This is a genomic window from Tepidimonas sp., from assembly GCF_029335975.1.
GTDB lineage: Bacteria > Pseudomonadota > Gammaproteobacteria > Burkholderiales > Burkholderiaceae_C > Tepidimonas.
This window is the reverse complement of record NZ_JARJMT020000172.1, coordinates 1-11,255: the sequence shown is the minus strand read 5'-3', so window position 1 is coordinate 11,255 and position 11,255 is coordinate 1. Positions and strand designations below refer to the sequence as shown.

At 67.6% G+C, this 11,255-nt stretch carries 11 protein-coding genes, 1 tRNA gene, 2 pseudogenes and 1 riboswitch; of the genes and pseudogenes, 9 read left to right on the top strand and 5 right to left on the bottom strand.

Going from position 1 to position 11,255, the window contains the following annotated elements:
* A pseudogene (locus P3W97_RS09705) lies at positions 1 to 262 on the top strand (hypothetical protein); the annotation flags it as partial.
* A gap of 96 nt (positions 263 to 358) precedes the next feature.
* Positions 359 to 517 carry a hypothetical protein gene (locus P3W97_RS09700; protein ID WP_300846218.1) on the top strand — a complete coding sequence of 53 codons (159 nt, stop codon included), beginning with the start codon at positions 359 to 361 and terminating at the stop codon, positions 515 to 517.
* On the opposite strand, the gene mpl is transcribed toward P3W97_RS09700, so the two are convergent.
* Complete coding sequence (mpl, locus tag P3W97_RS09695; RefSeq protein WP_300846217.1) at positions 504 to 1,994, bottom strand: UDP-N-acetylmuramate:L-alanyl-gamma-D-glutamyl-meso-diaminopimelate ligase; 1,491 nt, start codon at positions 1,992 to 1,994, stop codon at positions 504 to 506. The two genes, P3W97_RS09700 and mpl, sit on opposite strands and share 14 nt — an antisense overlap.
* Before the next feature lie 86 nt (positions 1,995 to 2,080).
* On the opposite strand from mpl, the gene P3W97_RS09690 reads away from it, so the two are divergent.
* Together P3W97_RS09690 and P3W97_RS09685 are read left to right on the top strand one after the other, a co-directional pair.
* On the top strand, positions 2,081 to 2,695 hold the full coding sequence (locus P3W97_RS09690; protein WP_300846215.1) for a hypothetical protein: 615 nt from the start codon (positions 2,081 to 2,083) through the stop codon (positions 2,693 to 2,695).
* Between the two features lie 5 nt (positions 2,696 to 2,700).
* Complete coding sequence (locus P3W97_RS09685; RefSeq protein WP_300846213.1) at positions 2,701 to 3,219, top strand: TlpA disulfide reductase family protein; 519 nt, start codon at positions 2,701 to 2,703, stop codon at positions 3,217 to 3,219.
* Here P3W97_RS09685 and P3W97_RS09680 read toward each other — a convergent pair whose 3' ends face one another.
* Together P3W97_RS09680 and P3W97_RS09675 are read right to left on the bottom strand one after the other, a co-directional pair.
* Positions 3,220 to 5,646, bottom strand: coding sequence for an EAL domain-containing protein (locus tag P3W97_RS09680; RefSeq protein WP_300846211.1), 2,427 nt, complete (start codon positions 5,644 to 5,646; stop codon positions 3,220 to 3,222).
* Complete coding sequence (locus tag P3W97_RS09675) at positions 5,643 to 6,932, bottom strand: HD-GYP domain-containing protein (RefSeq protein WP_300846209.1); 1,290 nt, start codon at positions 6,930 to 6,932, stop codon at positions 5,643 to 5,645. Before P3W97_RS09675 ends, P3W97_RS09680 begins: the two co-directional genes overlap by 4 nt.
* Before the next feature lie 57 nt (positions 6,933 to 6,989).
* Here P3W97_RS09675 and P3W97_RS09670 point away from each other — a divergent pair, with 57 nt between their 5' ends.
* The 3 genes and pseudogenes from P3W97_RS09670 to P3W97_RS09660 form a co-directional block, all read left to right on the top strand.
* Positions 6,990 to 7,172: a hypothetical protein gene (locus tag P3W97_RS09670; RefSeq protein WP_300846207.1), complete on the top strand. Its 183-nt coding sequence runs from the start codon at positions 6,990 to 6,992 to the stop codon at positions 7,170 to 7,172.
* 27 nt (positions 7,173 to 7,199) lie between these two features.
* A complete protein-coding gene (locus P3W97_RS09665) occupies positions 7,200 to 7,337 on the top strand; it encodes a hypothetical protein (protein ID WP_300846205.1) in 138 nt (45 codons plus the stop codon).
* Positions 7,338 to 7,352: 15 nt separating this feature from the next.
* Positions 7,353 to 7,763, top strand: a pseudogene (locus P3W97_RS09660) (HD-GYP domain-containing protein); the annotation flags it as partial.
* 302 nt (positions 7,764 to 8,065) lie between these two features.
* On the opposite strand, the gene P3W97_RS09655 reads toward P3W97_RS09660, so the two are convergent.
* Positions 8,066 to 8,142 (bottom strand) — tRNA-Pro (locus P3W97_RS09655).
* Positions 8,143 to 8,161: 19 nt separating this feature from the next.
* Positions 8,162 to 9,109, bottom strand: a complete 948-nt coding sequence (locus P3W97_RS09650) for a polyprenyl synthetase family protein (RefSeq protein ID WP_300846220.1) — start codon at positions 9,107 to 9,109, stop codon at positions 8,162 to 8,164.
* A 195-nt stretch (positions 9,110 to 9,304) separates the two neighbouring features.
* A riboswitch (S-adenosyl-L-homocysteine riboswitch) is annotated at positions 9,305 to 9,421 on the top strand.
* 61 nt (positions 9,422 to 9,482) lie between these two features.
* Between P3W97_RS09650 and ahcY the strand changes: the two genes are divergently transcribed.
* Positions 9,483 to 10,919 carry an adenosylhomocysteinase gene (gene ahcY / locus P3W97_RS09645; protein ID WP_300846201.1) on the top strand — a complete coding sequence of 479 codons (1,437 nt, stop codon included), beginning with the start codon at positions 9,483 to 9,485 and terminating at the stop codon, positions 10,917 to 10,919.
* Positions 10,920 to 10,940: 21 nt separating this feature from the next.
* Positions 10,941 to 11,255 (top strand): SAM-dependent methyltransferase (locus P3W97_RS09640; RefSeq protein ID WP_300846199.1); only part of this gene is annotated, 315 nt, incomplete at its 3' end.

Sequence of the window (11,255 nt, the reverse complement as noted above, 5' to 3'; positions counted from 1 at the left end):
GCGCAACTGGGCGAAGGCGGCCGAGGCGGGCAAGCGCGTGGGCGCCGGCGTGCTCTGTCACAGCGACCGTGGCAGCCAGTACGCCAGCCAGGCCATGACGGCCAGGCTCAGCGAGTACGGCATGACCGCCGCGATGAGACGCAAGGGCGATTGCTGGGACAACCGCAGTCGCTGCCACTGCACCCTGGGCTACAGCTCGCCGGTTCGGTTCCTCGAGAACTGGATCCGCAAGCATGCTGCTCAGCAATCCAAAGCAGGATGAGAGCGGCCTCTTGGAAGGCGAAATCCCACGGGCACCTCACTGGCACAACTGCTCGACAGCCAGATCGACGGTCAAGCCGACGCCCGCTTCGGTCGCGTGCGCGAGGCCTCCCAAGCCAATGCCACTGCCGTCACGACCGGTCAGGCGTGGAGTAAGGACGACCGCTGGAAATACACCGACACGACGGCGCCAGCGCCAAATTTCGACGAATCGCAGGTCGGCGTCGTGACGGCCTGGATCGTCATGAGCCGATAGTCGGAACGCTCGCCTCGTCGCGCCCGGCATCCCGAGTGCTCGCTCGGCCCGCTCGATCCGTCCAGGCGCCCTGCAAGGCGGCCTGCAGTCGGGCGTGAACGTCGCCAAAGGCGCCATTGCTCATGCACAGCAGATGGTCACCGGGACGCGCCGCTGCCACCACTTGTGCCACCAGCGTGTCGATGTCCGGCGCCACCTGTGCGCGCCCGTCCATCGGCGCCAGCGCCGCAGCCGCATCCCAGTCCAGCCCGCCTGCGTGGCAAAAGGCCAGTGCCGCGCCCTCCAGCGCCCAGGGCAGTTGGGCCTTCATCGTGCCCAGCTTCATGGTGTTGGAGCGCGGCTCGAAGATCGCCAGGATGCGCTCGTGGGGTCGGCCCTCGCGGATGAGGCGGCGCCGCAGACCGTCGATCGTGGTGCGAATCGCCGTCGGATGGTGGGCGAAATCGTCATAAATGGTGATCACCCCGCCTGGCAGGGCCACGGTGGCGCGAACCTCCAGCCGCCGGCGCACATTGGCAAAGCTGGCCAGTGCCTCGGCAGCCGCCTCGGGCGCCACCCCCAGGTGTTCGGCTGCCGCCAGGGCGGCTAGCGCGTTGAGCTGGTTGTGAACACCGGCCAAATCCCAACGCACGCGCGCCACCGCCGCGCCCCGGCGCAACACGGTAAAGTCCTGGGGGTCACCCTCGGCGGTGTAGTCACTGTCGACGGCGCCGAAGGTGCGCAGCTCGCTCCACAGGCCGCGGTGCAGCACCCGGGCCAGGCTTTCCTCCAGCCCATTGACCACCACCCGCCCGCTGGGGGGGACGGTGCGCAGCAGGTGGTGGAACTGGCGCTCGATCGCCGCCAGATCGTCAAAGATGTCGGCGTGGTCAAACTCTAGGTTGTTCAGCACCGCAGTGCGTGGGCGATAGTGCACGAATTTGCTGCGCTTGTCGAAAAACGCGGTGTCATATTCGTCGGCCTCGATCACGAATGGCGTGCGCGAGCCGTCCGTCGCCAGCCGCCCGAGACGAGCGGAGACGCCGAAATTGCGCGGCACACCCCCGACCAGAAAGCCGGGCGCCCGTCCTGCCCACTCCAAAATCCAGGCCAACATGGCCGTGGTGGTGGTTTTGCCATGGGTGCCGGCAACCGCCAGCACATGCCGGCCGTGCAACACCTGCTCGCTGAGCCACTGCGGCCCGCTCGTGTAGTGCGCCCCGGCGTCCAGAATCGCTTCCATCAGCGGAAACCGCGGCGTCCCGTCGGGGCCGCGTGCGCGACTGACCACATTGCCGATGACGAACACGTCCGGCCGCAAGGCGAGCTGGTCGGCGGCGTAGCCCTCGATCAAATCGATCCCGAGCGCGCGCAACTGCTCGCTCATCGGCGGATAGACGCCCGCGTCGCAGCCAGTGACGCGGTGGCCGGCCTCGCGCGCCAGCGCCGCCAGCCCGCCCATGAAGGTGCCGCAAATGCCGAGGATGTGGATATGCATCGCGAGATTATCGCGGCCAGTGGCCGCACGCAGACCCTTCGCCGAGAATCACCGACCATCACCGACCATCACCGACAATCGGGCCCATGAGTGACGACACGCAACGCGAGCTGGCTGCCGTGGCCGCTGCACTGATGGTGGACGAGGGGCTGCAGGGGCGCCGCGCCCTGCAGCGCGCGCGGGAGCAATTGCGCCTGCCGCCCCGCACCCCGCTGCCGAGCCCGGCGCTCATCGAGGCCGCCGTGCGCGAGCACCTGGCGATCTTTCATGCCCAGACGCAGCCGGGCGAGCTGCGTGCTTTGCGCCAGACGGCTCTGGCCTGGATGGAGCGGTTGGCCGAATTTTCCCCGCTGCTCGGCGGGGCCGTCTGGCACGGCACGGCAACCCGTTTGTCCGATATTCACCTGCAACTCTTCACCGACGACCCCAAGGCGGTGGAGATCGCCCTCCTCAACGCCGGGCTCTCTTATGATGCGCAAACCGCGCGCGGTATGCGGGGCCGCGACACCGAGGTGCTGCGGCTGGCCGTACCCTGCGCGGGGCTGCGCGAGCGGGTGGATTTGTATCTGTGGGTGAACGACACCGAGGCGGGGCGCGGGGCTCGATTGCCCGACGCGCTGGGTCGGGCGCCGCGCGGCACGGCAGCCGAGGTGCGAACTTTGTTGGCCGCCGCCGACTCCGACCCACGCAACCAGGAGTGAAATCGATGCAGCGACGGACGATGACGATCGGCCTGGCGGCCGCCGCAGCGGCCTTGGGCGCCGCTGTGGCCGCCAGGCGCTTGGCTCCAAGCGATCCCGCCGCGGGGGCCGAGCAGGCCTTGTGGTCCCAGCAGTGGGAGCGGCCAGAGGGCGGTATCGTGGCGGCGGCAACGCTGCGCGGACGGCCGCTGTTGCTCAATTTCTGGGCGACATGGTGCCCCCCCTGTGTGGAGGAGCTGCCGCTGCTCGATCGCTTCTATCGGGAACGGCGGGCCGAGGGCTGGCAAGTGTTGGCCCTAGCCATCGATCAGCCCAGCGCCGTGCGGCAATTCCTGCAGCGACAGCCCCTGTCTTTCCCCGTCGGGCTGGCCGGCTTGGGTGGGACCGATCTGGGGCGCCAGCTCGGCAACGACACCGGGGCGCTGCCGTTTACAGTGGTGTTCGACCGAGCTGGCCGCATTGCGCACCGCAAGCTCGGCCAGGTCAAGCCGCAGGACCTGCAGGCCTGGGCGCAGGCCGCCTGATCACGGTCCAGGCGTTGGCGTCGGGTCGGCGTCGAGCGACGCCAGCCGTGCGAGCAACGCATCGGCCGGCATGGGTTGGGCGAATAAAAAGCCTTGGTAATGGTCGCACCCCAAGGCGCGCAGTCGCTGCAGTTGCTCCGGGCGCTCCACGCCCTCGGCCACGACCTCCATCGACAGCGCGTGACCCATCTGCACGATGGCTGCCACGATCGCCGCATCCGCCTCGTCTTCGGGCATGGACATGAGGAAGCTGCGGTCGATCTTGAGCCGATGCAGCGCGAAGCGCTTGAGATAAGCGAGGCTGGAGTAGCCCGTGCCGAAATCGTCCAGCGACAGCTCGACCCCCAGGTCGGCCAGCGCCTGCAGCTTGGTCAGCGCCTCCTGCGCATCGCGGATCAGGATGGATTCGGTCAGCTCCAGCTCCAGCAGGTGCGGCGCCAGCCCATGCTGCTGCAGGGTGTCCGCCACATCCTGCACGAAGCGGGCTTGCTGGAACTGCAGCGCCGACACATTGACCGCGACTTGCAGCGGTCGACCTTGCGCCGCCCAGCGAGCCGCCTGTGCAATCGCATGCTGTAGGACCCACTGCCCGAGCGGCGCGATCAGACCCGTCTCCTCGGCCAAGCCAATGAAGCTGCCTGGCATGACCAAGCCATGCCCCGGGCGACGCCAGCGCACCAGCGCTTCGCAGGCGGGTACCGTGCCCAAACGCAGGTCCACGCGAGGCTGGTAGTGCAGCTCGAATTCGCCCATGTGCAAGCCCTGGCGCATCGCATGATCCATCTGGATGCGTTCGAGCAGATGGGCGTTCATCTGCGGCTGGTAGAAGCGGTGGTGTCCCTTGCCCCGCTCTTTGACCTGATACATGGCGGTGTCCGCGCAGCGGATCAACTCGTCCAGGGTGGCGCCATCGCGCGGATACATGGCGATGCCGATGCTGCACGACAGCGTGAACTGCATCTCGCCGATCGTGACGGGGTGGCTGATCGCTTCGATGATGCGTTGCGCGGTGGTTTCGGCCGCATGGCCGTCGGCCTCGTGCAGGTGGATGACGAATTCGTCGCCGCCCAGCCGCGACAGGGTGTCGGTCTGCCGCAAACAACGTTGCAAGCGGGTCGCCACCTCCACCAACACCTGGTCGCCGAACATGTGGCCGAGCGAGTCGTTGATGCTCTTGAAGCGATCCAGATCCAGAAACAACAGTGCAAACCCGCAGCCGCTGCGCTGCGACAGATGAATCGCATGCCGGACGCGCTCGCCGAGCATGAGGCGGTTGGGCAGGCCGGTCAGCGGGTCGCTGTACGCGAGCTGTTCGATGCGGCGCTGGGCCTCCAGCTTTTCGGACAAGTCCTTGGCGAACAGCACGGTGTTCAGCGGTCGCCCATCGCTGTCGCGCAGCAGCACCCACGAGGCGAGCAGCGCCACTGCCGGACCCTCGGGGCGGCGCAGCCACAGCTCGCCCTCCCAGTAGCCCTGGTCTGCCAGGGCCTGGGCGACAAGCCGGGCCCAGTCCGGCTGCGACGGGGCATACAGCAAGTCATCCAGCCGCTCGCCCTGCGGGTCGCGCTCCAGAGCCGCGAGCTTGAGGGCGGCGGGATTGCAGGTCACGATGTAACGCTCGGGGTCCGTCACCACGATGGCATCCAGGCTGGATTCGAACACCTTGGCCGCCAGCCGCAATTTGGCCTCCATGGCCGTGCGCTGCGTCACGTCGCGAAACACATGAATGCGCCCGATGGGTCGGCCACGCGCGAGCTGGGGCCGCGAGATGCGCTCCAGAATGCGGCCATTGCGCAGCAGCACGGCATCGTGCGCCTCCAACAGCGGGGCGCGCTGCAGCTCGCCGAGCCGGCTCAGAAAGCCGCTCGGGTCGGGCACGCGGGCGGCCAAATGGCCCCAGATGGCGCTGTCGTCTGGTTGCGTCAGCAGGGCCTCGGGCAGCTCCCAGACAGCGGCGAAGGTGCGGTTGAAAGCCCGGATGCGTCCATCCAGATCGCACACCAGGATGCCATCGGTTGTGGATTCCAGCGCGGCTCGCAACTCCGCCAGCAGGGTTTCCAGCCGCTGGCACGCCTGCTGCCATTCGCTGAGATCTTGCATCGCCACCAGCACGACGGTCTCGCCGCCTTCCAGCGTGACCGGGCTGATGCGCCGCTGCACCCGCACCCGCTCACCGTCGATGCGGCGCACTGCGGCCTCGGATTCGAGCGTCTGCTCGATGCCATCCTGCCACTCCTGCCAGTACACATGGTCCTGTGGATCGGCAATCCAGTCCTCCACGGCGCTGCCGATGAGCGCCCCTGGCTCCACCCCCAGCAGCCGAGCGGCGGCCGTATTGCCATACAGGATACGCCGGGTCTGGGGGTCCACCACCCACACGGCCTCGATCAACCCCTCGGCGATCGTCGCCCAGCGCATGGGGTTCATGTCGGAGCCCCTGGAGGTCCGCCGTCGGGACGGACGGCGCGCTCGAAAAAATAGCAGTAGCGGGGACGCGGCTCCAGATAGTCCAGCGCGGCGCGCGGCAGTTGGTCGGCGCGCAGGCTGCGTTGAATCGACAGCGACGGCTCGGCCTGCAGGTCCAGCAGCAGCGCCTCGCTGCGCGGCGTGCGCGGATCATGCACCAGCACCCGGGGCTTGAGCGGCCGCGCCGAATTGACCGCCTGTACGACGGCATAGCGGCCGTCGCTGAGCTGCACGATGGAGCCGGGCGGATAGACCCCCACCATGCGAATGAAGGCGTTGAGCGTCAACGGATCGAAGCGCGCTTTGTACTTGGCGAACAGCAGCGACAGCGCCTCGTGCGGTGTCAGCGCGCGCGCCGGGTTGAGCGGATTGCACAGACCGTCGTAGCGGTTGATCAGCGCCAGCACATGCGCGCAGCGGCTCATATCCTCGCCCCGGCAGCCGCGCGGAAAGCCGCTGCCGTCTGCCGCTTCGTGGTGCTGGGCGATTGCCTGCAGCACCGCGGGGTTCATGCCCATGGTCCGCGCCAGAGCCACCCCGTGGGCGACGTGCTCCTGATAGGCTTTGAGCTGGGATGCGGTGAAGGCGTCGTCTTTGTGCCGCACCAGGTGCGGCAACCGGGTCTTGCCGATGTCGTGCACAAACGCGGCCAGCCCGAGTGTTTCCAACTCCTCGCCGTGCATCCCCAAGGCACGACCGAGCAGCGCCGACAATACCGCCACATTCATCGCATGCTGCGCAGCGCGATCGCCCTGCACATCGCTGAGCAAGCGGATGGCCGACTCGCCGTAGCCTTGGATGTCGGTCAGCATGCTGTTGACCAGCGCGCGGGCCTGCTGACCGGCAGCCACGGGGTCGCGCTCCAGATCGTCAAGCAGACTGCGGTAGCGCCGCGCGCCCTCGTGGTACTGACGCTCACAGCATTGTAGGGCGCGCCGCTGCTCGGCCAGGGCTTGCGCGCGCTGCCGGGCCGCCGCATTGGCCGCGGTCTCGGCGCCCCTGTCGGCGGGCGCGGCGGATGGGTCCGTGGCTGCGGATGTGGCCCCGGGCAGCGGCGCATCGCTGCGCTCCGGGTCGATTCGCACCCGCGTCAAACCCAGCGCGCGGATGGTTTCGATCTGCCGCTCGGACGCGATGCGAAAACTGTTGCGCGAAAACGGATGCTCCATCCAGCCCAAGTCCAGGAGCACGAAGTGCCCGACCTGCAGATCAGATACCGGAATCAGCGGCAGTGAAGGCGTAGCCATCTTGAGCCGCATTATCGCAAGCCGCAATGACACTTGCGGAAAACCCCTCCACGCACCATGTACGTACCACTGCCGATCGACGCTATCACACTGGGCCAAACACTGCCGGTCAATGTGTGGGATCCGCAGGGCAAGCTGCTGTTGCGCAAAGGCCAAGCCATCGCGGACGAACAGCAACGCCACTGGCTGTCCATGCATCAGCCTCAGGTGGAAGAGGCGCAGTATCGGGCGTGGACTTAGCGCTACACCACCGCCATCGACCGCGCCGTGCGCGGCAACCAGAGTCTGGAATCCATCGCCGGCGTCACCCGCCCCATGGGCCACGGCGATGCGGTCGAGGCCACGCCCGATGCCCAGCCCGCCGACGAGGTCTGGGCCGGTTTGGTGGCCCAAACGCTGGGTTAGGACGAGGCACGCCAGCAGAGCCTGCAGCGCGCCGCGCTGACCATGAACCTGGGAATGGCCCGGCTGCACGACGATCTGGCCCGGCAGGATGCGGCGTTGCATCCCGAGCAGCGGCGGGCGGTTTGGGAACACCCTGTGCACAGCGAGGAGATGTTGCGCCGATTGGGGGTCGCCGATGCCGCTTGGTTGGAATTGGTGCGGGACCACCACGAGCTGGCCGGCGGCTTGGGTTATCCGGCAGGCCGTACCGAGATCAGCGATGCGGCGCAACTGCTGCGCATGACGGACATCTATGTCGCGCGCATCAGCCCGCGCCACACACGCTCCGGTCTGTCGTCTGCCCGCGCCGCGCGGGACGTGTATCTCGATGCCAGCGGGGCGCCGACGCCGCTGGGGGTGGTCTTCATCAAGGCGCTGGGCTTGTAGCTGCCGGGCACCTTCGTCGAATTGGTCAATGGCGAAGTCGGCGTCGTCGCCCGCCGCGGTCGGCGGGCGAATGCCCCGCTGGTGTTTGCAATCGTGACGCGCGACGGCTTACCTCGGGGCGAGCCCCCGCTGCGCGATACCCGTGGGTCGGCTTACGAGATTCGGCGGGCCGTACTGGCGGACGAAGTGAAGGTACGCCTGCGACCCGCCCGGCTGCTGGCACGGTTGTAGCGAAGTTTTGCCGCTGCGCCGGCCGGCTTTTCAGCCGGTCCCGTGCGCGTACGGGCCGCCGGCAACGATCCTGGTCGGGGTGAGAGGATTCGAACCTCCGGCCTCTACGTCCCGAACGTAGCGCTCTACCAGGCTAAGCTACACCCCGATTCGGATGTCGATGCGCCTCAACAGCGGCGCTCCAACAACTGAGCCGCCAATTGTAGCAAAGCTTTTTGGTGCGCTTGGCGCCGTGCGTCGCCGTCGGTGGGCAGCGCCTGCGCGGCCTCGATGGCGCGCTGGGCCTCGGCGGCAGCTCGGGCGCGCGCCTCGGCCAGGCCGCCGCTTGCACGCACGATGGTGACGATCTCGTCCAGGTGATCGCTGCCGCCCTGCTCGATGGCCTCGCGGATCCGCGCCGCCTCATGCGGTGCACAGCGGCGCAGCGCGCAGATGAGGGGCAGCGTCACTTTGCCCTCGCGCAAGTCGTCGCCAAGGTTTTTGCCCAGCTCGGCTGCATCGCCTTCGTAATCAAGCAGGTCGTCTACGATTTGAAACGCTGCGCCCAGCGCCTGACCGTAGGTGGCGCACATGGCCTCGGTGTGCGCGTCCGTTCCGGCCAGCAGCGCTGCCAACCGGGCGCTGGCCTCGAACAGCTTGGCCGTTTTGGCGCGGATGACGCGCAGGTAGGCCGCCTCGTCCAGCGCGGCGTCGCGCATATTCATCAGTTGCAATACCTCGCCCTCGGCGATGACATTGGTGGCGTCGGCCAGCACGCGCATGATGCGCATGTCGCCGCAGTCCACCATCATTTGAAACGCCCGCGAGTACAAGAAATCGCCGACCAGCACGCTGGCGGCGTTGCCAAACACCTGATTGGCGGTGTCGCGCCCGCGGCGCAAAGTGGACTCGTCCACCACGTCGTCGTGCAGGAGCGTGGCGGTGTGGATGAACTCCACCACCGCCGCCAGGGTGTGCCGGCGCCCATCGACACAACCGAGGGTGCCGCAGGCCAGAAGCAGAAGCGCCGGCCGCACCCGTTTGCCGCCGGAGCCGATGATGTAATGCGCCACTTGGCTCACCAGCGGCACGTCGCTGCCCAGCCGTGCGCGGATGACGGCGTCGACCGCCTGCATGTCGGCGGCCACCAGCTGCAGCGCATGGGCGGCTGCGGAGGGGGAGGTGGTGGCAGAGGTGTCCAAGATGGCGTGGATTCTCGGGTGCGGTCCAGCGGCATGGTTGCGGATGGATGCAAAAATCCACCGCCGGGCACCGGGTTATGGCGCGATTATAGAAATCGCCAGAACCCGACTCGACTTATACTATGGGAGTTCTTCGAGGAGCGTTGCAGCGTTTGGGCTGTTTGCCCCCAGCGCGAGGCTCGACGGAACCGCCCGCTGCGTGCATGCCGTGCGCAGCGGCGATGCTGGCAACGACGCTCACCCACCGGCGTGTGGCGTGAGCGCACACGCGCCCGCCGGTGGCCCTCTATCGCGTAGGAGTCACCGCATGAATGCACCGCTGCACTGTTCCCTGCCCACCGACTGTGTCGTGGCCGATTTCGGCCTGGCCGACTGGGGCCGCAAAGAAATCCGCATCGCCGAGACCGAGATGCCTGGCTTGATGGCGATCCGCGAGGAATACGCGCCCAGTCAGCCGCTCAAGGGCGCGCGCATTGCCGGCAGTCTGCACATGACGATCCAGACCGCCGTGCTCATCGAGACCTTGCAGGCGCTGGGCGCGCAGGTGCGCTGGGCCTCGTGCAACATCTACTCGACGCAGGACCATGCGGCCGCGGCCATCGCTGCGGCGGGCACGCCGGTGTTTGCGGTCAAGGGCGAGACGCTGGCGCAGTACTGGGATTACACACACCGCATCTTCGAATTCGGCCCGGCTGGCAGCCCCGACGAGGGCCCGAACATGATCCTGGATGACGGCGGCGATGCGACCCTGTTGATGCATTTGGGCAAGCAGGCCGAGCGGGACCCCTCGGTGCTCGACCATCCCGCCAGCGAGGAAGAACGCGTGCTGTTCGCCGCGATCCGCGCGCGCCTGGCGCAAGATCCCGCGTGGTACAGCCGCAAGGCAGCGCACATCATCGGTGTGACCGAGGAGACCACCACCGGTGTCCACCGCCTGCAGCAGATGGCCGCGCGCGGCGAGCTGATGTTCCGTGCCATCAACGTCAACGACAGCGTCACCAAGAGCAAGTTCGACAACCTCTACGGCTGCCGTGAGTCGCTGGTGGACGGCATCAAGCGCGCCACCGATGTGATGATCGCGGGCAAGATCGCCGTCGTCTGCGGCTACGGCGACGTCGGCAAGGGCAGCGCGCAAGCGCTGCGGGCGCTCTCGGCCCAGGTGTGGGTGACCGAGATCGACCCGATCTGCGCGCTCCAAGCGGCGATGGAGGGCTACAAGGTCGTCACGATGGACTGGGCGTGCGACAAGGCCGACATCTTTGTCACCGCCACCGGCAACAAGCAGGTCATCACCTACGAACACATGGCGCGGATGAAGGATCAGGCCATCGTCTGCAACATCGGTCACTTCGACAACGAAATCGATGTCGCCGCGCTGGAGGCGCGTTGCCACTGGGAGGAGATCAAGCCACAGGTCGATCATGTGATCTTTGAAGACGGCAAGCGCATCATCCTGCTGGCCAAGGGGCGGCTGGTCAACCTGGGCTGCGCCACCGGCCATCCAAGCTATGTGATGAGCAGCTCGTTTGCCAACCAGACGATCGCGCAGATCGAGCTCTACACGCACCGCGACTACTACGAGAAGGGCAAGGTCTATGTGCTGCCCAAGCACCTGGACGAAAAGGTGGCACGGCTGCAGCTGCGCAAGCTGGGCGCGATGCTGACCGAGCTGACCGACGAGCAGGCCAGCTACATCGGGGTGCCGAAAGAGGGGCCGTACAAGCCCGAGACCTACCGCTACTGAAGCCGCGGGGCGAGCGCGCTCATGCGGGCCGACCAAGCGCTGGTGCAGGCGGGGCTTGTGGCCTCGCGCTCGGCCGCGCAGCGGCTGATTGCCGCCGGCGCCGTGCGCTGGCGGGCGGGCGAGGGCGCCCCGTGGCAGCCGCTGCACAAGGCGGGTGAACGGGTGGCGCCGCAGGCGCAGTGGCAGCTTGCAGACGACGCCGAGCTGCGCTATGTCTCGCGCGCCGGGCTCAAGCTGGCGGCGGCGCTGCAGCGAACCGGCGTGCCGGTGGCCGGGCGCCGCTGTCTGGATGTGGGGCAGAGCACCGGTGGTTTTACCGACTGCTTGCTGCAGGCG

Bases quoted from the DNA above. Each gene is read 5' to 3' on its own strand.
- mpl (WP_300846217.1), bottom strand. From the start codon at position 1,994: ATGCATATCCACATCCTCGGCATTTGCGGCACCTTCATGGGCGGGCTG.
- P3W97_RS09690 (WP_300846215.1), top strand. From the start codon at position 2,081: ATGAGTGACGACACGCAACGCGAGCTGGCTGCCGTGGCCGCTGCACTG.
- P3W97_RS09685 (WP_300846213.1), top strand. From the start codon at position 2,701: ATGCAGCGACGGACGATGACGATCGGCCTGGCGGCCGCCGCAGCGGCC.
- P3W97_RS09680 (WP_300846211.1), bottom strand. From the start codon at position 5,646: ATGAACCCCATGCGCTGGGCGACGATCGCCGAGGGGTTGATCGAGGCC.
- P3W97_RS09675 (WP_300846209.1), bottom strand. From the start codon at position 6,932: ATGGCTACGCCTTCACTGCCGCTGATTCCGGTATCTGATCTGCAGGTC.
- P3W97_RS09670 (WP_300846207.1), top strand. From the start codon at position 6,990: ATGTACGTACCACTGCCGATCGACGCTATCACACTGGGCCAAACACTG.
- P3W97_RS09650 (WP_300846220.1), bottom strand. From the start codon at position 9,109: ATGCAGGCGGTCGACGCCGTCATCCGCGCACGGCTGGGCAGCGACGTG.
- ahcY (WP_300846201.1), top strand. From the start codon at position 9,483: ATGAATGCACCGCTGCACTGTTCCCTGCCCACCGACTGTGTCGTGGCC.